The sequence below is a fragment of the Paenibacillus aurantiacus genome (assembly GCF_042431225.1).
Lineage (GTDB): Bacteria > Bacillota > Bacilli > Paenibacillales > Paenibacillaceae > Paenibacillus_Z > Paenibacillus_Z aurantiacus.
Genome location: NZ_JBHMDO010000016.1, coordinates 14,225 through 34,280, shown reverse-complemented (window position 1 = coordinate 34,280; position 20,056 = coordinate 14,225). Strand labels below are relative to the sequence as shown.

At 58.8% G+C, this 20,056-nt stretch carries 19 protein-coding genes; 10 read left to right on the top strand and 9 right to left on the bottom strand.

The window, feature by feature from the left end; all coding sequences use genetic code 11:
• The first annotated feature begins 90 nt into the window (after positions 1–90).
• Complete coding sequence (locus ACFFSY_RS08845) at positions 91–1,320, top strand: MFS transporter (RefSeq protein ID WP_377492908.1); 1,230 nt, start codon at positions 91–93, stop codon at positions 1,318–1,320.
• Between the two features lie 168 nt (positions 1,321–1,488).
• Here the strand turns inward: ACFFSY_RS08845 and ACFFSY_RS08840 are convergent, their stop codons facing one another.
• Entirely contained in the window at positions 1,489–1,686 is a 198-nt protein-coding gene (locus ACFFSY_RS08840) for a cold shock domain-containing protein (RefSeq protein WP_377492906.1), read from the bottom strand.
• Between the two features lie 78 nt (positions 1,687–1,764).
• Positions 1,765–2,472 (bottom strand): class I SAM-dependent methyltransferase, encoded by a 708-nt coding sequence (locus tag ACFFSY_RS08835; RefSeq protein WP_377492904.1) that lies wholly within the window; start codon positions 2,470–2,472, stop codon positions 1,765–1,767.
• A 170-nt stretch (positions 2,473–2,642) separates the two neighbouring features.
• Here ACFFSY_RS08835 and ACFFSY_RS08830 point away from each other — a divergent pair, with 170 nt between their 5' ends.
• From ACFFSY_RS08830 to pepF, 3 genes are all read left to right on the top strand, one after another.
• Positions 2,643–2,876, top strand: a complete 234-nt coding sequence (locus ACFFSY_RS08830; RefSeq protein ID WP_377492902.1) for a hypothetical protein — start codon at positions 2,643–2,645, stop codon at positions 2,874–2,876.
• A gap of 260 nt (positions 2,877–3,136) precedes the next feature.
• On the top strand, positions 3,137–3,316 hold the full coding sequence (locus ACFFSY_RS08825) for a hypothetical protein (RefSeq protein ID WP_377492943.1): 180 nt from the start codon (positions 3,137–3,139) through the stop codon (positions 3,314–3,316).
• A 176-nt stretch (positions 3,317–3,492) separates the two neighbouring features.
• Complete coding sequence (pepF, locus tag ACFFSY_RS08820; RefSeq protein WP_377492900.1) at positions 3,493–5,283, top strand: oligoendopeptidase F; 1,791 nt, start codon at positions 3,493–3,495, stop codon at positions 5,281–5,283.
• Positions 5,284–5,589: 306 nt separating this feature from the next.
• Here the strand turns inward: pepF and ACFFSY_RS08815 are convergent, their stop codons facing one another.
• Entirely contained in the window at positions 5,590–6,420 is an 831-nt protein-coding gene (locus ACFFSY_RS08815) for a DUF92 domain-containing protein (protein ID WP_377492898.1), read from the bottom strand.
• Between the two features lie 171 nt (positions 6,421–6,591).
• Here ACFFSY_RS08815 and ACFFSY_RS08810 point away from each other — a divergent pair, with 171 nt between their 5' ends.
• A complete protein-coding gene (locus tag ACFFSY_RS08810; protein WP_377492896.1) occupies positions 6,592–7,737 on the top strand; it encodes an HD domain-containing phosphohydrolase in 1,146 nt (381 codons plus the stop codon).
• A 39-nt stretch (positions 7,738–7,776) separates the two neighbouring features.
• Here ACFFSY_RS08810 and ACFFSY_RS08805 read toward each other — a convergent pair whose 3' ends face one another.
• From ACFFSY_RS08805 to ACFFSY_RS08790, 4 genes are all read right to left on the bottom strand, one after another.
• Positions 7,777–8,502 carry a glycerophosphodiester phosphodiesterase gene (locus tag ACFFSY_RS08805; protein WP_377492894.1) on the bottom strand — a complete coding sequence of 242 codons (726 nt, stop codon included), beginning with the start codon at positions 8,500–8,502 and terminating at the stop codon, positions 7,777–7,779.
• Positions 8,503–8,508: 6 nt separating this feature from the next.
• Complete coding sequence (locus tag ACFFSY_RS08800) at positions 8,509–9,966, bottom strand: CapA family protein (RefSeq protein ID WP_377492892.1); 1,458 nt, start codon at positions 9,964–9,966, stop codon at positions 8,509–8,511.
• 83 nt (positions 9,967–10,049) lie between these two features.
• Complete coding sequence (locus ACFFSY_RS08795; RefSeq protein ID WP_377492890.1) at positions 10,050–11,054, bottom strand: MBL fold metallo-hydrolase; 1,005 nt, start codon at positions 11,052–11,054, stop codon at positions 10,050–10,052.
• Positions 11,054–11,797 (bottom strand): class I SAM-dependent methyltransferase, encoded by a 744-nt coding sequence (locus ACFFSY_RS08790; RefSeq protein WP_377492888.1) that lies wholly within the window; start codon positions 11,795–11,797, stop codon positions 11,054–11,056. Before ACFFSY_RS08790 ends, ACFFSY_RS08795 begins: the two co-directional genes overlap by 1 nt.
• A 170-nt stretch (positions 11,798–11,967) precedes the next feature.
• Between ACFFSY_RS08790 and ACFFSY_RS08785 the strand changes: the two genes are divergently transcribed.
• From ACFFSY_RS08785 to ACFFSY_RS08775, 3 genes are read left to right on the top strand one after another with little or no spacing between them, the layout of a single operon-like run.
• The gene (locus ACFFSY_RS08785) at positions 11,968–13,299 is read left to right on the top strand and encodes a spore germination protein (protein WP_377492885.1); all 1,332 of its coding nucleotides are present in this window, start codon (positions 11,968–11,970) and stop codon (positions 13,297–13,299) included.
• Positions 13,296–14,396 carry a hypothetical protein gene (locus ACFFSY_RS08780; RefSeq protein WP_377492883.1) on the top strand — a complete coding sequence of 367 codons (1,101 nt, stop codon included), beginning with the start codon at positions 13,296–13,298 and terminating at the stop codon, positions 14,394–14,396. The genes ACFFSY_RS08785 and ACFFSY_RS08780 overlap by 4 nt, the downstream gene beginning before the upstream one ends.
• On the top strand, positions 14,393–15,496 hold the full coding sequence (locus tag ACFFSY_RS08775) for a Ger(x)C family spore germination protein (RefSeq protein WP_377492881.1): 1,104 nt from the start codon (positions 14,393–14,395) through the stop codon (positions 15,494–15,496). The genes ACFFSY_RS08780 and ACFFSY_RS08775 overlap by 4 nt, the downstream gene beginning before the upstream one ends.
• A 95-nt stretch (positions 15,497–15,591) precedes the next feature.
• Here the strand turns inward: ACFFSY_RS08775 and fni are convergent, their stop codons facing one another.
• Positions 15,592–16,665 carry a type 2 isopentenyl-diphosphate Delta-isomerase gene (gene fni / locus ACFFSY_RS08770; protein ID WP_377492879.1) on the bottom strand — a complete coding sequence of 358 codons (1,074 nt, stop codon included), beginning with the start codon at positions 16,663–16,665 and terminating at the stop codon, positions 15,592–15,594.
• Positions 16,666–16,961: 296 nt separating this feature from the next.
• On the opposite strand from fni, the gene nagB reads away from it, so the two are divergent.
• Positions 16,962–17,717 (top strand): glucosamine-6-phosphate deaminase, encoded by a 756-nt coding sequence (nagB, locus tag ACFFSY_RS08765; protein WP_377492877.1) that lies wholly within the window; start codon positions 16,962–16,964, stop codon positions 17,715–17,717.
• Positions 17,686–18,873 carry an N-acetylglucosamine-6-phosphate deacetylase gene (gene nagA, locus ACFFSY_RS08760; RefSeq protein WP_377492941.1) on the top strand — a complete coding sequence of 396 codons (1,188 nt, stop codon included), beginning with the start codon at positions 17,686–17,688 and terminating at the stop codon, positions 18,871–18,873. Before nagB ends, nagA begins: the two co-directional genes overlap by 32 nt.
• A gap of 402 nt (positions 18,874–19,275) precedes the next feature.
• Here nagA and ACFFSY_RS08755 read toward each other — a convergent pair whose 3' ends face one another.
• Positions 19,276–20,055, bottom strand: coding sequence for a DeoR/GlpR family DNA-binding transcription regulator (locus tag ACFFSY_RS08755; protein ID WP_377492939.1), 780 nt, complete (start codon positions 20,053–20,055; stop codon positions 19,276–19,278).
• Position 20,056: the final 1 nt, after the last annotated feature.

Here is a 20,056-nt window from a genome sequence, read left to right as displayed (position 1 = left end):
ATGCAACAAACAAGGCGCAAGCGTCCGTATTATCCATGCTATACTGATTTACAAAACATTCATGATATTGTCAGACGGAGGTTACACGCGATGGAAGCAACAGAACCGGTCCCCGACGCTTCGCGGCCAGGCGATCAAGACCCGCGGGCGCGGCGCGCAACGGCGGCTAAAGAGACGAACCTGCTTCGTTCCTTCACCTTCTCGGTATATATGACGCAGGCAGTTATCGTTTCGTTCCTGCCCCTTTATTTCATGGATAAAGGGTTCAGCACGTCGCAGATCGGGATTCTGTATTCGACAGGACCGTTCATCTCGATTTTCGCCAACCTGCTTCTAGGCATCGCCAGCGACAAATACCGGACGCTCAAGAAGATCTTCCACCTGCTGCTGATCGGCCAACTGATCATGGTCGCGCTGCTGTTCCAGAGCACGGCTTTCGCCAGCGTCTGCTTGGTGATGGTCGCGTTCTACTTCTTCCAGACGCCGATGAACCCGCTAACCGACAGCTTAATCCTGCTCTCCACCCAGTATACCGGCAGACCTTATTCACTCGTGCGCATTTTCGGCTCGCTCGGCTTCGCCTTGTCGGCGTACGGGTTCGGGCTGCTGCTCAAGCAGACCGGCTCGGATTTGACACTGGTGCTGGCGCTCCTGACGGTCGGCACGACGCTCGCCTTCTCCTTTACGCTGAAGGACTATCAAGGCTCGCTTCGCAAAATGGAATTCGGCGGCTTCTTCCAGCTCATCCGCAAGCCCGATATTCTGATCTTCTTCCTGATCGTGCTCGTCATCTCGATCTCGCACCGGATGTACGAAGGGTTCCTAGCCGTGACGATGCGAGAGATGGGCGCGAGCGATTCGCTCGTCGGGCTTGCTTGGCTCGTCTCGGCCGTCAGCGAAATCCCGATTCTATTCTTGCTCGGCAAGTACGGCCACAAATACAAAGAACTGCCGCTGCTCGCCATCGCTTGTATCATGTATGCCATTCGTTTCTGGCTCGTCAGCATCATTGACACCCCCGAGTGGATCATCCCGGTGCAGGCGATGCATAGCGTGACGTTCGGCATCTACTTCGCCACGGCGCTTCGCTATCTCTCAACCGTCATTCCCGACGAATTCCGTTCCTCGGGTCAGGCCGTCTACGCGATCGTATGGTCCGGCTTCGCCGGCATTATTAGCGGCACGGCGGGCGGCAGCGTGTTCGAATACTTCGGCCGGTCGCGCTTCTACCAGCTTGCCATGGCGCTTGCGCTGTTGGCCGCAGTCGGCTTCCTAACGAAACATATGCTGAACCGTCGGGCGGAGAACCGCTTGCCTTAATCGTGAGGACAAGTACAGCGGAATCGGCCGCATTAAGAATGCCGCATAACAAAAAGAAACCCCTGACTCGTCAGGGGTTTTTGGCTTATTCGTGCTTTATGGGAGCGTCCAGACGGATGGTATCGCGACAACCGAAGGTTGCGCCATATCCGCCTTCGAACGTTTCGCTTACAGCTTGATTACGTTCGCAGCTTGTGGTCCACGGTTGCCTTGCGTAATTTCGAATTCGACCGATTGACCTTCATCCAGCGTCTTGAAGCCGTCGCCTTGGATCGCGGAGAAATGAACGAATACGTCGTCGCCGTTCTCCACTTGGATGAAGCCGTAGCCTTTCTCTGCGTTAAACCATTTTACTGTTCCTTTCAATTGAACAACCTCCTAAAATAAGTCGCCGCTTGCGCGTGCGATTGGTCCAAGTATACACCTGCTGGCAAGGAATTGCAATCAAAGCTTAATTTGCAAGCCCTGTTCCGAACCTGGAATAAAGGGGAGCGCCGAACGATACAGCTCCGGTGTGCCTCCCAACCTGCTGGCTGCTTTCATTATATGCGGCAAGTGCGGATACGGCTCCCATTTTAGCGACAGGAGCGGATATATTTTGACGGTGCCGCCCGGCGCGCAGACGCGTATCATTTCCGCGACGGCCCGTTCATGGAAGTCTGGTCCAAATTGATCGGCATACAAAAACAAAAAGTGGCTGCACAGTACGAGACTGAACCGGTCGTCCTCGAAAGGCAGCTCCGGCAGCGCGCCCGCTTCATATCGCGATCTGCCTGCTGGGCTCGCCAAATGATCGGCGAACTTCCGCAGCGACGAGACGCGCCCCTCCCGGTGACGGTCGATATCCCCGTAATACGTCCAATCGAATTGCCCCGCGAGCGCGGCAAGCTTAGCGGTCGACGTCTCGATCTCCTCGCGCGCTTCGGCGATCCATGCATCGGCATCAGGCAAGCCGTATCTCGGATCGAGCGCCATGCCCTGGAAGCCCCGTGCGCACAGCTCCGCCGTGAAGGATGAACCTCCGCCGGCGATATCCAGCACCTCGCCTTGCGAAATCTGCGCCTCGTTCAAATCGAACATCCGCATGTATTCGTCAAACCCGCGGCACGTCATGGCCACGCCTACCTGCGCGTATTCCTGCTTCGTACTCATCTTCTCTCATCTCTCCTCGGCTCTTCTATACTCGGCTCAACTCTGCTCATCCTGCGGGCGAATAAGATCCCGCTGGATTTCCACATTTTAACACGGGCTGCATTTGATTTCTACCCCTCGTTATCGCTATCATGGTAGGATAACCTTTTCTTATAATGGAGGCTTTCTATATGTTCAAAAAACACCAAATCTACAAAACGGATAACTACAATATGCTTTCCGTCGAAGTCCAGGGCAAGACGCTTGTCGTTCGCGAAATTTCCGATCAATGGGGCGAGGAATGCCATACGTTCGTCAGCCGTCCGCAGCTGATGCACTGGGCGGAGAACCGCTTCCGGGCCGAGGATTTCGTCGGCCGTGAGGACGAGCTGGCCGAGATTATGGCGCGTTTTCGCGAAGTTTAGGCGAAATGTTGCTCCCGGCATAGCCGGGTGCAAACCAATTGGATGGGCGAAATGTTGCATCCGGCATAGCCGGGTGCAAACCAATTGGATGGGCCAAATGCTGCTCCCGGCACAGCCGGGTGCAAACCAATTGGATCGGCCAAATGTTGCATCCGGCTTTGCCGGAAGCAAGACAATTGGCCGTTGCAGGAAATATTACCCTTCCTGTCGAATAACAGTCACCGTGCACGCATAGGTTGTGCGAAAGGGAGATTACTGCCGTGGACATGTCCGCAACGATTATTTTTATCATCGCCGCCTTTTCGCTGGGCCTGATCGTCATCTTGCAGCGGAACAACATTCCGCCAAGCTTGCGCAGAGGACTTGCGATCGCCTCGATCGCATTTATCTCGTTCGCCTTTTTCTTGATTGTTTATAGCCTGGCAACGATGGGGTCATAATGAAGCCGCGGACGGGTCACACTAGGGGCAAACCGGTAATTGGAGCGTGATTCCAGTTGAAATGGCTGCCCCTAGTTCTGTCCCTGTCTTTGCTGCCGGGCGCTTCCGCCGTCTCGGCTAAGCCCCCCGGCGCGTCAGCGGACTCATCCACTATATACCAACCGAGGAGGATACCGATGAATCACGTACCGAAACGTTCCGAAACCGCACCCGAGCACCGCTGGAAGCTGGAAGACCTTTTTGCCGATCAGTCTGCATGGGACAAGGAGTACGCGGAAGCGAAAGAACTGATGAAAAAGGTGTCCGCCTACGAAGGCAAGCTGGCCGATTCGAATCAATTGAAAGCCTGCTTCGAGCTGGAAGACGAACTGTCCCTCCACGTGGAGCGGCTCTACGTCTATGCCAACATGAAGCATCACGAAGACACCGCCGAGCCGACGTATCAGGCGCTCTCCGACAAATCGAAGAAGCTGTCCGTCGAGACCGGCGAGTCGCTCTCGTTCGTGACACCGGAGGTGCTCAGCCTCTCCGATGACCAATTGAACGCGTTCATCGCCAACCCCGATCTGGCCAAATACCGCCATACCCTCGAGGAGATGCGCCGCCAGAAAGCCCACGTCCTATCCAAATCCGAGGAGCAGCTGCTCGCGCAAGTCGGCAACGTCAGCCAAGCGCCGAATACGATCTACAGCATGCTGAACAACGCCGACCTCAAGTTCCCGAAGGTGAAGAACGAAGAAGGCGAAGAAATCGAGCTGACGCAGGGCCGCTACATTCAATTCCTCGAGAGCAAAAACCGCGAGGTGCGCAGCGCCGCGTTCAAAGCGATGTACGATACATACGGCAAGCTCAAAAACACGATCGCCTCCACGCTGAACGCGAACGTGACGAAGAACATTTTTTACTCGCGTGCCCGCAAGTACCCTTCGGCGCTGGAGATGTCGCTGTACGGCGATAACATTCCGAAGAGCGTCTACACGAACCTGATCGACACGATCCACAAGCATTTGCCGCTTATGCACCGCTACATGGAGCTGCGCAAGAAGCTCCTCAAGGTCGACGAACTGCATATGTACGATCTGTTCGCGCCGCTCGTGGACGAATATAAGCTCGACATCACGTACGAGCAAGCGAAGAAAACCGTGCATGAGAGCTTGAAGCCGCTGGGCGAGGATTATTTGACCGTGCTGCAGCAAGGTTTCGACAACGGTTGGATCGACGTGTACGAGAACGAAGGCAAGCGCACCGGGGCTTATAGCTGGGGCGCCTACGGCACGCATCCTTACGTCCTGCTCAACCATAAGGACAATTTGAACAGCATGTTCACGTTGACGCACGAGATGGGCCACGCGCTGCATTCCTACTACTCGGACGGCAACCAGGACTACCGCGACGCGCAGTATACGATCTTCCTCGCCGAGGTTGCCTCGACGTTGAACGAAGCGCTCCTGATGGACTATCTGCTCAAGAAGTCGACCGATCCGAAGGAAAAAATGTACCTGCTCACCTACTACGCCGACCAGTTCCGCACGACGGTGTTCCGTCAGACGATGTTCGCGGAATTCGAGAAACTCATTCACGAGAAGGCCGAAGCCGGCGAGTCGCTCACTCCGCAGGAACTGAGCAAGATCTACTACGACCTCAACGTCCTCTACTACGGACCGGGCATGGTCGTCGACAAAGACATCGAGATGGAGTGGGCGCGGATTCCGCATTTCTACACGAGCTTCTACGTGTACAAATACGCAACCGGCTTCTCGGCGGCGACGAGCTTCTCGAAGCAAATTCTCGAGGAAGGCGCCCCGGCCGTCGACCGCTACCTCGGCTTCCTGAAGAGCGGCGGCAGCGACTTCTCGATTAATATCCTGAAGAAAGCCGGCGTCGACATGTCCTCGCCAGAGCCGATCGAGCAAGCAATGAGCGTATTCGAGGACTTGATCGGCCAGATGGAAGAGCTGACGAAATAACCGGCTGCTCAAGCCGCGGCGGAGGCGAACGTCACCGCAGCTTAAGGCATTCCAGTCGAATCGGGATGCGCCGTCCTTCGCGGCGGCGCGCGATTCGTGCCGGAGAGATGTGAAAGAAGCTTTGCCCTTCAAATCCGGGTTACCGGACCGATGCGGCAAAGCTTCTTTCATTTGTGTTGGCCGCGCAGCAACGAACCAGACTCGCCTTTGCCACAGCGGCAAAGACGATGAACGCCTAATGAGCGGCATATGCATATAAGAAGCCTACCGCCTTGCGCTAGCCGGTCTGCACGTTAGCCGCGGCCGCTAGCCGAGCAGTACGCCAATCCCGAAAGCGACCAGTCCCGCGGCCGCGGAGGACACCATGTTGACCGCGTCGTTGGTCATGAATCCAAAGCCTCTCGTTCGGCGCGTGGCGATACCGCAATGGCTCGCCCGCTCCGTCTCCGCCCCGCAAGCGGGACAGCTGTACATCGCCTGCACCGTCGCCCCGAGGAATGAATCCGCGAAGGCGCCGAACAGCCCCCCGATCGCGGCAGCTGCGATCACCGCAACAGCCGGGTAGCCCATATCTCCGGACAGCAAGACGACGCTCACGCCGATTAATAGTGCCCCGCCTGCCGCGGCCGCGCTTCCAAGCGGCGTCACGCCACCGCTCGTACCAGCCTTGACGACCTTGCCGCTTAAGAGCGACCGCGGCGCCGAGCGGCTAAGCGCGCCAATCTCGGTTGCCCACGTGTCGGCATTCACCGCCGCCATGACGCCAGCGAACGCATACAGCCATCCTTCTGCGGGCCAGAGAGCGTTCGCCGCGCAGAGCGCCAGGCCCAGCCCGCCGTTCGCCCACACTTGTCCGGCATCCCGGCGTCCGCTCTTCGCGTAGTTGGCTTCGGCGGCCTGCTTCTGCCGGTGCCGCTTCTTCCACTTCGACCAAAAGGAGGAGGAGACGAAGAAGACGAGCAGCGTCCCGATCCACACCGGGGACCCGAACGCCATGAAACCCGCCCCCATCGCGAACGCGGACCAAGCCCCGCTGGCCGACAGCGCCCGCGCCCGCCACGCGGCGGCACCCGCCAGGCCGCTGCCCGCCAGTATCGCAAGCAGTCTCACCCACCAGATGTCCATCCAATCATGCATTGCTTCATTCCCCATTTCCTGCTACATTAATCGTAAGCTCCCTCTAACTTCGTTCGACACACCGCAACTATATTCGACAGGAGTTCATAGATCCATGTCGAATTGCTACTAATATCAATTTCCTTCTTAGAACCTAACCCGCCACTTATTAACAGCAAGGAGTGTCTCGCATTGCCAAATGAACGACGCGATAACGCGGGCACCGACGGCCCTCGCAAAGAGCATACTCCCGAACAGCTGCTTCGGATTATATTCGAATATACCGCCAAGATCGCGCATGAACGAAGCTTGGACAGCGTGCTTCTCCTGATGGCCGACATGGGCCGCGAGATGATCCTGGCCGACCGCTGTACCGTCTGGCTGATCGACCAAGCGCGCGGCGAATTGTTCACCAAGGTCGCCCACGGCGTAGAGCATATCCGTATTCCGCTCGGTTCGGGATTCGTCGGGTACGCGATCTCCTCGGGTGAACCCCTTCTTGTTGAGGATGCGTACACCGATCCGCGGCACAACGCCGACAACGACCGCAAAACCGGTTATCATACGAAATCCGTTATCACCGTTCCCTTCGTCGGCAGCGACGGCAGCATCATCGGCGCCTATCAGGCGATCAACAAACAGACAGAGGATGCACAGTTTACCTCAGCTGACCTCGAGCGTTTGGTCCTTGCCGCGTCATACGCCGGCAAATCGCTCGAATCGGTCATGCTGCATGAGGAAATCGCCGCCACGCAGCGCGACATTATTTTCGCCATCGGAGAGATTGGCGAGAATCGGTCGAAGGAAACCGGCAACCACGTCAAGCGCGTTGCGGAATACTCCTACGTCTTGGCCAGGGGCTACGGATTGAGCGAGGAAGAAGCCGAACAGCTCAAAATCGCCTCGCCGATGCACGATATCGGCAAAATCGCAATTCCCGACGCCGTTCTGCTGAAGCCGGGCAAGCTGTCTGAAGCCGAATACGAACTGATGAAAGAGCATACGGAAATCGGCTATTCGCTGCTTCGCTCGTCCGGCCGCGCGCTGCTCAACATCGCCGCGACCATCGCCTACCAGCATCACGAGAAATGGGACGGAACGGGATACCCACGCGGTCTCCGCGGCGAGGAAATCCATTTGTTCGGCCGAATTACGGCGATTGCGGACGTATTCGACGCGCTAGCCAGCGACCGGGTCTATAAGAAAGCGTGGGAACTCGGCCGAATTCTGGCGCTGTTCCACGAGGAGCGCGGCCGTCATTTCGACCCGCGCCTGGTCGACGTCTTCTTCAAGCTGCTGCCCGAACTGCTTGATATTCGCGACCGCTATAACGACTAATAGAACCGGCCTCCTTGCGGATGCCGGTTCCTTGGCGTTCTATAAGCCGAATGCCTGCGCATACCGATCCGGATAATTCGTACAAATCATCACTCCCGGATGAATGCCAGCCAGCTTTCTCATCGTCTGCGCATCGTTCACCGTCCATACCATGACCTCTACGCCTTCCTCCTTCATCACGGAAACCAGCGGTGCGGACAAGAAAAAATGGCCGAGCGACAGGAAGTCGGCCTTCAGCTCCCGCAAATCGCCGACAAGCGTGGAAGGCGCGCCATCGATGATGAGGCCGGTCCGAATGTCCTCGGAGAGCGCGCGTACTTTGCGCAGCGCCTGCTGGTCGAACGATGTGATGACCGCGTCGTGCTGAAGCCCCTTATCGTACAGCAGCTCGACCACGCGGCGTTCCAGCTCGGGATACCGGCCGCCGTACGTCTTCAGCTCGATGTTCAGGCGGCACCGGCCGATCGTCTCGTCCAGCAGCTCGGCGAGCGTTGGGACGCCTTCGCCCGCGAACGTCTTGTTGAACTTCGCGCCAGCGTCGAACTTCGCAAGTTCGGCCGCCGTGAATTCGCCCACCCGTCCGCTCGCGGTCGTCGTCCGTCTCAGCGTGTCGTCATGGATGATGACCGGCACGCCGTCCCGGGACAGCTGCACATCCAGCTCCATCCATTGCACGAAAGGAAAAGAAAGCGCCTTGCGGAACGCCGCCATCGTATTCTCCGGCGCGAGTCCGGATGCGCCGCGATGCGCGCATGCTTGTACCATTGACATCTACTCCTTCGCTTTCACGTAGCCTTGCGTATCGACCGTTGCGCCAAAGGAATTGCCGGAGAGACGGGCAAGCAGCGCCTTCGCCGGTTCGCCTTCCAGCGGAACGGGCTGCGACTGTTCGGACCGCATCGGGTGAAACTGCAGCTCGCAGCTGCCGGTTTGGGTACAGACGGCGTCGAGCACGCCTGTGTCTTTCGTTTTGTCGGTCTTCGTCATATTAAATATATAATTGCCTAAGCTGTATGCGATCCACTTGCCCTTATACGTCTCGAAACCTTGAAGCACATGCGGATGGCTGCCGATGACAAGATCGGCCCCCGCGTCGATGAATCTTCGGCCAAGCTGCTTCTGATATTCCTGTGGCTTGTCGTCTTTCTCGATTCCCCAATGCACCATGACCACGACCAAATCCGCTTTCGCCTTGGCCGCTTTGATCGCTTCGATCCCTTGCTTCGCCTCGCCGTAAGCTTCCGCGACGCCCGCGCGATCCGGGGCAGCCTTCCACGAGCCGACTGGCAGTACGCGAGATAGCCCGACGTAGGCGACCTTGACGCCTTTCGCTTCCAGAATCACCGGCTCGTAAGCTTCCTGATCGTCGCTCCCTCCTCCCGTATTCGGGAGGCCTGCTTCATCCAAATACCCGATCGTATCGAGCAGTCCTTCTACGCCTTGGTCGAGCGTATGGTTGTTGGCGAGACTGACGACGTCGAAGCCGGCTTCCTTCAGCGCCGGCAGCGATTCCGGCGTGCCCTTGAAGACGAACTGCTTATCCTGCGCCGGCGTGCCTCGCTTCGTGATCGGATTCTCTAGATTACCCGCCATCAAATCCGGTCCCTGCAAATACGAAAGCGACTTGGCGTACGGGTAATCGTACCCGTTCTTCGCCATGAGCGCCTGGACGTTGGCCGCGAGCAGAATATCGCCGACGAACGATAACCGGACCGTCTCGCCGGACGGTTCCGGGCCGCCTGCGCCTGCTCCCTCCTCGTCTGCCGGCATGCCGGGGCTGGGATCGCCCGCGCCGTCATCGCCAGCCGAAGGCGAGTCCGGCTGTTCGTCCGGCTCGCGCGCCGCCGCTCCCTCGCCCGTGCCGGCAAGATCCTCATCCGCCGCTCCGGCGTTCTCGCCAGCTGCGCCATCCGCCCCTGCGCCGGAATCAACCTCTCCCTCGTCCTCGCCGGCTTCGTCCGTCGGTTGTCCGGCTGCCCCGTCCTTGACGGCTTCTTCGCCGCCGTTCTCGCCGTCCCCAACCGAACCATTCTCGGCCGCCGTGCCTTGCTCCCTTACGCCTCGAAGCGAATCGAGCCCTTCCTTGCTTTCGCTGCCTGTCAGATAGAAGGCCGCTATCAATACCCCTATGACAGCCAGCATCGACATATTCACGATAAACAGTCGCTTCATCCGCCTGCTTTTTCGCTGCTTGTCCTGTTTGTGCGACTCCGAGCGCGATACGTGCATCGATCCGAACCCCTTAGCAAACACATTTTTTAGGATAATCCATATCATTATACCAGCGCTCGTCCGCTCCCGTAAGGGGCTTCTTATCCGGCTGGCGAATAAAGGATCTCGCCCGCTGACTCCGAAGCGGCCAGACGGCCGGATCGTGCCAAATACACCAGGTGAGCCAGCGTCTCCGCCATCGCGAAGCGGAGATTGTGGGCACTACCCGCGATCCGTGCGCCGAACAACGCCTCGCACAGTGCGTAGCCCGTCTGCATGCCCGCGGCTGCCAGCTCCTCGATCTGAGCCAATCGCCGGTCGTGATGCGCTGCGATCGCCCGAATCCGGCCGCCAAAATCGGCGAACGGGTCCCGATGGCCCGGGAAGGCGAGCCGAACCTCAAGGCGGCCGAGTTCAGCCAGCGAATCGAGGAAGCGCGCTAGCGGATCGGCGTCTTCGCCGGGCACGACGCTAATGTTCGGCGTGATGTCCGGGAGCACCTGATCGCCGCAAATCATCCAGCCGGCCTCCTCCGCGTAGAAACACAGCTGCCCGCGGGCGTGACCCGGCGCATCCAGAGCGACCCAATCCACTCCCCCCATTCGCAGCCTCTCGCCTGCTTCGAGATACGTCACTTCCGGCTGCGGCGTCACCCGCTCCACGAAGCTCTCGAGATGCGCCGCGACCGCCTCCAGCTGCGGGGCCGGCATGCCGTGCAGGGCGAACAAACCAATCAGCTCGGCGTTGAACGAACGGTTCTCGCCCCACAGCCGCTTCGTATACGCGTGCGATTGCCTGGACATTCGCACCGGGGCGTCCGAACGCTCCTGGAACCAACCCGCGAGCCCGTAATGGTCCGGATGCTGGTGGGTCAGCACGATCCGACGAATATCCCCGAAACCGAAGCCAAGCTCCTCCATCGCTCGCGCCCACGCGGCCTCCGCCTCTTCCGTGCGCAGCCCCGGATCGATGAGCGTATAGCCGCCCTCTTCCGGAACCAAATAGCTGTTCACCCATTTGAGCGAGAACGGCAGCGGGATTTTGACCTGGATAATGCCGCCCGGCCAAGTCGTGATTCCTTCCGTCTCTTTAGCGGTCCGTGCCATCAAGCCTTCACCCTCCCTGCGATAATCATCCGCTGGGATGCGTCCGGAGCATAATGGGCTCCGCCGTAATTCCCGTAGACGCGATCAATCCTCAAGCCCGCTTGATCAAGCGCCTGCTCGAACCATTCGAGCGGCAGCAGACGCACGCGCTCCTCGTACGTTCTGGCTGGTTCGCCGGGCAAGCCGATCCCGATTCGCTTCGTCACCCAGCCCTCCGCAATTGACCGGCATTCCTCGATGACGAGTCCCGTCTGCTCGTCAATCCGGCGCGAGTGCGGCACCAGATGCTTCTTGACGTACGCCGGATTCATGAAGTCGATCAAGAACTGCCCGTCCGGCCGCAGGACGCGCCGGATCTCGCGCAGCACTTGGTCGTTGTCCGCTTCCTCCTCAAAATAACCGAATGACGTGAACAGATTGACCGTCGCCCGGAACGCCGCGTCACCATATGGGAGCTCGCGCATGTCCCCTTGGCTGAACGTCACGCGCCCTTCTTTGTTATGCGCCTTCGCCTCTGCGAGCAGTGCCTCGGACAAGTCGACGCCGCTGACGCGATAGCCCATGTCCGACAGCGCCTGCGCGTGCCGCCCCATCCCGCAGCCGATATCCAGTACCTCGGCCCCTTCCGGCAGCTGCAACCAGCCGGCCATCCGCTGCGCTTCCGCCGCCGCCTGCGCTCTATTCCGGTGTCTGTATACGATCATATAGTCAGAGCCGAAGCTCCTCTCGAACCACGCCTTCATCGTTACGCCCTCCCAAGCCATCACCGTGAATGATTCTCGTATTATTGTACTGTACCCGCCGCATATCTGGCAAAATCTGCGTAGATTTCTGGCATACTTTGCCTCCCTTCCGGCGCATACTAACCAAACTGTGGTCAATCTGCATGCAGTGGAAGGGAGGCGCGAACACGATGCTTAACCGGATCGGCACCATGATGGCGCAAGCTAAGGATCTGAATACGCACCGGCTTCAGAACAAGGAGAGGATCATCGAGGTGGCCTACATCTCCTCGCTCTGCGACGAAAGTAAAGTGAGCGATTTCATTATCGTCCCTTTCATGAAAGAAGAAGAAGATTACTTGACGACGCTCACCCATAACCCGAACTTCACCGAGCTGGACGACGTGGCCAAATGGACGGACACGCTGCTTCGCGGTTTCGTGCTGATCTGCGCGGAGCAGCGAATCTTCACGCTTGACGCGGCCCGGATCATCCGCAACTCGAGCCCTCAGACCCAAGTCGAGACGGCCATCATGGGCTCCCAAATTTCGCTCAGCGAAGACTTGATCGACTCGATCAATATTATCCGCAACCGCTATCCTACGCCGGAGCTGAGCGTAGAAGAGTTATCGCTCGGGAACTTGTCGCGAACGCGCACGATGCTCTTGTTCGACAACAGGCGGGTCGACCCGACCGTGCTCGCGAATGTACGGGAAAGTCTGCGCAAGCTGGACGTCGATTTCGTCCAGGCGGCCGGACAGCTGGAGCGGCTCATCAGCAGCCGCAAGCGCAGCCTGTTCCCGACGATGCTCATCACCGAACGCCCCGACCGGATCACGAGCAGTCTCCAGGCCGGCAAAGTCGTGCTCTTGCTTCAAGGCTCCGGCTTCGCGCTCATTCTACCCGCGACGTTCTTCGATTTCATGCACGCGGTCGATGACGAGTACGATTCCTTCTGGATGACGCGCTTCCTGATCGTTCTGCGGTACGGCGCCGTCATTCTCACCGTCCTGCTGCCTTCGCTATACGTCGCGGTCGTCTCGTACAATCCGGAGCTGTTCCGGGTGCAGCTCGCATTCTCGATCGCGGGCAGCCGCTCGGCCGTGCCCTATCCTTCGTTCATCGAAGTCATGATCATGCTGTTCATGATCGAATCGCTGATCGAGGCCAGCGTCAGGCTGCCCAAATATATCGGCTCCACCGCCACGACCGTCGGCGGTCTCATCCTCGGCCAAGCCGCGCAGCAAGCGGGCCTTGTCAGCAGCATCATGATCATCGTCACGTCGGTCGTCGCCATCTCGAACTTCGTCATCCCGGTGAACAACATGTCATTTGCGATCCGATTTTTGAAATATCCGCTTCTCGTGCCCGCGATCTTCTTCGGCCTTAGCGGCGTCACGGTCGGTATTTTCGTCTACATCGTGTACTTAGCGGATTTGCGCAGCTTCGGCAAGCCCTACTTCCGGATTATCGGGCCGACGAAGAGGCATACGGGCGACATCGGGCAGGTGAAGCCGTCTTGAGCCGTTATTTCTACTATCACATCATGCTCGTCGCGCTGCTGAATCTGATGCTGTTCGTTCCCCATATCCTGATCCGCTATCGGTTCCATGGTGCCCTGACGTCCATGGCGCTGTCGGTCGTCATCGGAACGGGGCTGTGTTTGATGTTTACGTCGATCATGTGCAAATTTCCGGGCCAAGGGCTGCCGGAAATTTTGAAGCAATTTCTGCCGCGCTCGGTCATGCTCCCGTTCATGCTCTTCATGGCGATCATGTGGATCATCGGCCCTTCCATCGCGGTCGTCACGTATGCGGTGCTGATTAACCGGTTCATCAACCCGGATACGAGCCCGCTCCTCGTGCTCGTGCTGCTGTGCGCGGTCTGTCTCTACGCGGCGACCCGCCCGACGATGACGATCATTTTCCTCATTGAAATGGGGATCGTGCTCAACCTGCCGCTCATTATGTTCATCCTGTTCAAAGCGGTGCGCAGTGACGCCATCAACTGGGACGCGATCCACACGGTCGCCAACTATTGGACGCAGATGCCGAAGTGGAACGCCATCGGCGCGGCATCCTACATTTTCACCGGGTACGTGAGCATGGCCATCTATAATCGCACCATGCCGCCGAACGTGCGGATTCGACACCGCTGGACGATTCCGCTCATCGGTATGCTTGTGCTAGGACTCACCTTCTTCGTGCCCATCGGCTTTCACGGGACGGAGACCGTGGACGACTACCTTTACGTGTGGAGCTTGACGGCGGATTCGATGGTCATGAACTACGGGTTCATCGAACGCGTCATCTTCGTGTTCCTCATCATGTACTTGAATTTGACGCTCATCTATACGGCGTCCGGCTGGCATCAAGCGATCGAATTTCTGAAGGGGCTGGCCAAAGACTACAAGCCCGACATCGACAGCGTTCCGATGAAACGTGCCGGAATGCTCATCGGCGCCGCCATCGTGGCGGCTACGGTGCTCTACCTGTACTTGTTCAACGAGAAAATCACCTTCGAGCTGTCCGAATACTGGCTCGGCTTCCGGCTGATCGTCGAGATCGGAACGGTGGCGTTCTTGTTCATACTCGTGCGAAGGGGGAAAACCCGTTCATGAGGGGAAAAGGGCTTCTGGCGGTTCTGCTGCTGACGCTCCTTATGCCGCTACTGGCCGGATGCGGCTTCAAGGATATCGATAAGCGCTTCTTTATCGTCGCGCTGGGCATCGATCCCGCCGATGAAGGCAAGGGCTTCAAAGTGACGCTGCGGCTGGCCGTCCCTTCGCCCAAGATCGAACCGGGATCTGCGCTGTCGCAAGTGAAGACGCTCCAGGCGACGACAATCGCCGAAGCCGTGCGGCTGGCCAAATCGCATGTGGACAAGGAGCTGGATTTTGGCCACTGTAAAGTGTTCGTGCTCGGGGAGAAGCTGGCCAAGACGAACTATTCCGATGTGATGGAATGGATGACGCGCAGGCGGGACATTCAATCCGTCTCGTATTTGGCCATCGGGCGCCCGGACGCCCAGACGATCGTGAAGATCGCGCCCAAAACCGAGCGGTACCCGGGCAATTCACTGTTCCTTGCGTTCGGCGAGGATGGGACAGAGTCGTCCTATTCCATCTCCACCTATCTCTTCGACTTTAATCGTCGTTTCGGCGAGCACGGCATGGACCCGGTCCTGCCGCTCATCCGCAAGTCCCCGCAGGAGGAGGATTATTTCATCTCGCGGATCGCCTTGCTGGATAAATCCAAGATGGTGATGCTGCTGACGCCGCAGGAATCGCAGCTATACAACCAAATCGCCAACCATTTCAAGAAGTCGACCATCCGCGCGACGATTGATGAAGAGCAAGTCGTGCTGGCTGCTAACTCAGTCTCCTCCCGCTACGATGTGGTCAGCGGCGCGGGCGGCACGCAAGTGCTGCGGCTGAAACTGAAGGTCAGCGGCCTGTTCGAAGAGGCGCCTATCGGCATCTACAATCAGAACTGGCAGAAGCTCGAGCAGAAGTTCGGCGAACAATTGGCGGGACAAATTAAGCGGATGCTCGTCAAAATCCAGAAAGCCGGGGTCGATCCGTTCGGCTTCGGACTCCGGTACCGGGCCACGCACGCGGGCAACGAACAAACCTGGAAAGATTGGCAGAAGATCTACCCTCAGCTCGAGTTCGACGTGAAGGTCGACGTTCATGTGGAAGGCACGGGGTTGTCGAGATAACGGACTTCCGTCATCGGCGCGAAAAGGAACAGGCGGTATATGCCTCTCGCGCGAGAGGCATATACCGCCTGTTCCGAAATATTGCGCATCTTATGCTAATACGCCGTCAACAATGCGCCGCGCAGCTCGCCCAGCGTGCCCGCGCCGACGCCGAACATCGCCGTCCGCAGCTCGAATTCGATCCGCGCCATCTGGTCGTGCACCGCGCTGCCGCGCATGCCGTCCGCCGACGCGCAATCAGTCGCCCCGCCAAGCAGCGTCCGGCCGTAACCGGCCAAATCAGCGCCAAGCGCGATCGCCTTCGCAGCCTCGACGCCAGTCTCAAGACCGCCGCTTGCGATGACCGTGTGGGCAGGCAGCGCCTCGCGTACTTCGCGGACACATTCAGCGGTCGGGATGCCCCAGTCGGCGAAGGCTGCGGCCGCTTCAGCCCGCATCGCGTCCCGCGAACGATATTTCTCGACTTGGCTCCAGGACGTGCCGCCTGCGCCAGCCACGTCGATGAACGCGACGCCAGCCTCCGCCAGCCGAACCGCCGTGCGGCCGTCGATGCCCCAGCCGACTTCCTTCACCCCGACCGGAATGCCAGCCTGCTTGCAGACGGCCTCGATCCGGGCAAGCAAGCCGCGAAAATCGGTGTCGCCTTCCGGCTGAAACACTTCCTGCATGCTGTTCAGATGCAGAACGAGCGCGTCTGCTTCGGCCAACTCGACCGCCCGGCGGCACTGATCAACGCCATAGCCGTAATTAAGCTGCACCGCGCCGAGGTTGGCGATGATCGGCGAAGTCGGCGCAACATGGCGCACGCGGAACGTATCCGCCAGCCCCTCGTCCTCGACGGCGGCGCGCATGGAGCCAAGCGCAATCGCCCAGCCCCGCGCCTCAGCGGCCTCCGCCAGGCGGTGGTTAATGGCCGCGGCCTCGGCCGTCCCGCCCGTCATGGAGCTGACGAGCAGCGGCGCCTGCAGCGAGCGGCCCAGAAAGCGGGTATGTAAATCGATGTCGGCAAAGCGGATCTCCGGCAGCGCGCAGTGGCGAAAACGGTACCGTTCCAGCCCGTTGCCGGCTGCTTTGCTTTGCACATCTTCCTCCAGACAAATCCGGATATGTTCGGCCTTGCGCTTCGCGGTCTGGTTGCCCGGCGCAGCGCCCGGCTGTTGGTCTGCCATCCAGACTCCTCCCCTGTTCCTACGTGTGCGGCATTGTCATGATGTCTTTCCACGCGTTTTCTACCATCATGACATATCAGGTACGGACCCGCAACCAAGCCCAAAAGTACATGAGCGGTTTATGTGTCTCATGTTCATCATTATGACACATATGATTGTAATGATCATTTTTGTGATTTTTATAATCATTTTTATTGTTATCTCGATCTTGATCTATTACAATAAAGGTATTAACTTTGCATTTCATCTGAATATTACGCATACATGCAACGACCCATTCCTTAGGAGGTATACCTATGATTATCCGCTTGTTCGACACCCGAGAAGAACTGGACCAGTACGCGGCTGGGCTGTTCGTCGAATTGCTAAGCGTCAAGCCGGACGCCGTGCTGGGCCTTGCAACCGGCTCGACACCGATCGGCATTTATGAAAAAATAGTAGACAGCTACAACAAAGGACAAGTGACGTTCAAGGACGCAACGACCTATAACCTGGACGAATACGTCGGCCTGCCGCGCGAGAACGAGCAAAGCTACGCCTATTTCATGAACCACCATCTGTTCCGCCACATCGACATTCCGGCGGAACGGACGTATCTTCCGAACGGTCTGGCCGCCGATCCCGCCGCGGAGTGCGCGCGTTACGATGGGATGCTTTTGTCCCGCCAGGTCGACATTCAGCTGCTCGGTCTTGGCCATAACGGCCACATCGGCTTCAACGAGCCGGACCGCGAGCTGCACGCCGGCACGCATATCGTCGATCTTCAGAAAGAAACGCTGGAAGCGAATGCGCGTTTCTTCGCCTCAATGGATGACGTGCCGAAGCAAGCGATCACGATGGGCGTCGGTTCGATTCTGAAAGCGAAGACGATTCTGCTCGTCGTCAAAGGCGCCGACAAGGCCGAGATCGTCAAACGCGCGCTGCAAGGTCCGATCACGACAGAGGTCCCGGCCTCGCTGCTGCAAACGCACGCGAACGTCATTGTCCTGCTTGACCAAGAAGCAGGGAGGTTGCTGCATGATGTCCAAATCCCAAGCATGGCGAATCGGTAACGTTCATATCGTTGCGGACGGCGCAACGTTCGAAGGCGAGGTCGTCGTCGAAGACGGCGCGATCACGGCCGTCTCCCCGACCGACGTGTCGGCAGAACGGCCGGCCCATCAAGCCGATGCCCCTTATATTGACGGCGAAGGCGGCTGGCTGCTGCCCGGCTTTATCGATGTGCACGTGCACGGCGGCTATGGCGCCGATTTCATGGATGCGACGCCGGAAGCCTTCGATACGATCACGAAATTCCACGCTTCCCACGGTACGACCGGCATGTTGGCCACGACGGTCACGCAATCGCCTGAAGCGCTTGAGGCCGTCGTCAAGACTGCTGCCGCATACCGGGAAGGCGTGATGCCGTATGCGTCGCTGCTCGGCGTCCATCTCGAAGGCCCGTTCATTAGCGAGAAGTGGTCCGGCGCCCAGAACCCCGCTTACATCGTACCGCCGCATACGGAATGGCTGAAGCGCTGGACCGTGGTGTATCCGCAGATTATCAAGATGATGACGCTCGCACCCGAGAAGGAAGGCGCGTACGAGACGATCCGCTGGCTGACTGATAACGGCATCGTTGCGGCTTGCGGCCATACCGACGCGCTGTATGAAGAGATTAAAGGCGCGGCAGAGCACGGCTTGCGGCATGCGGTGCACACCTACAACGCGATGCGCGGCCTCCATCACCGCGAACCCGGCACGCTTGGCGGCGTCCTGACAACCGATACGATCAGTGCGGAGATCATCGCGGACGGCCAACATGTCCATCCGGCCGCCATCGACGTGCTGCTGCGCGCGAAGCCCGCGGATAAAGTGCTGCTCGTCTCGGACGCGATCTCGGCAGCCGGCCTCAGCGACGGCGACTACGATCTCGGCGGCCTGCCCGTCATCGTCAAGGACGGCATCGCACGCCTCGCGGAAGGCGGCAATCTGGCCGGCAGCACGCTGACGATGATGAACGCGTTCCGCTTCATGCTCAGCAACACGAAGCTCACGCCCGCGGAGGTCAGCCGTCTCGCCAGCGGCAATCCGGCGCAACTGCTCGGCATCGCCGACCGGACAGGCTCGATCGCGAGCGGCAAACGGGCCGACCTCGTCTGGACCGATGCCGACTTCAACATCCGCCGCACCTGGGTGAGAGGCTGCGAAGTGTATTCAGGTGACTAGCATCCCGCATATGTGGGAGGGCTGAACCCGTCTTGCGCCTACAACGACAAAAAGAAAGACCATGAGCGACGCCCTTACGGCGAATCTCATGGTCTTTATTCTTGTTAGAGGTTAAGGGGAAACGTTCAGGTGAAGCCACACGTAGCCCATAGTCTACAGGCTTATGTCCTAGGATTCCCTTCAAAACCCACTGAAGCCTTGTCCGAGAGGACAAAAGCGTGCCACGCTTAAGCCACCCCGCCGACCGCGAACAATGGTTGCTGCTCGAAGAAGGGTGTCCAGAGGGCGAAGTCTGAGCGTTTTCCAACGGAAAGCGCACTTCGGAAGCATATGCTTGGTTCCCCTCAGCGGAGGGGGAAGGGGGAGGAGGCAATAAATGTGGAGTAAAAGGGGCGAAGCCCTTTATTCAACCACATGCACGCTAATGCCGTGCAGCCGCGCGGCCGACTCCAGATGATGCGGCAGCGGCGCATCGGTGATGAACCCCTGCAGCTCCGCTATCGACGCGATCGAGAACAGGGAAGTTCGGCCGACCTTCGTATGGTCGAACATCGCGTATGTCGCTTGCGCCCGGCGAATCATCGCCTTGGCGATATGCGCTTCCTGCTCGGAATACGTCGTAATGCCGCTCGTCGACGAGACGCCGTCCACGCCGAGAAACATCTTGCCGATGTTCAGCTGGCTGATCATGCCTTCGCCGAGCGGACCGCACAGCTCGAAGCTGTTGTGCCGCATCATGCCGCCGGTCACAACGACGCCGATCTCGCTTCCGGCCAGCTCCATCGCGACGTTCACCGCATTGGTGACGACCGTGATACCCCGCCTGGTCTTCAGCATCTTCGCGAGCAAATAATTCGTCGTGCCCCCGGATAACCCAACGACGTCGCCCTCTTCGATGAGCGAGGCGGCCGCCGCCGCGATCCGCTCCTTCTCGAGGTAAGACAGTCCTTCTTTCTCCGCGAAAGGAAGTTCGCGCACCGCGTTCATGCCGTCGTACATCGCGCCGCCGATCGTCCGGATGACCGGTTCGGTCTTCTCCATCATCTCCAGGTCGCGGCGGGCAGTCGCTTCGGATACGCCGAAGCGCTCGACCACCTCCGGAATGGTGATGCGGCCTTGGCGCTTCAGCACGTTCATGATCTGCTCCCGCCGGCGTCTGCCTTTGGAAGCCTGCGCATCCATC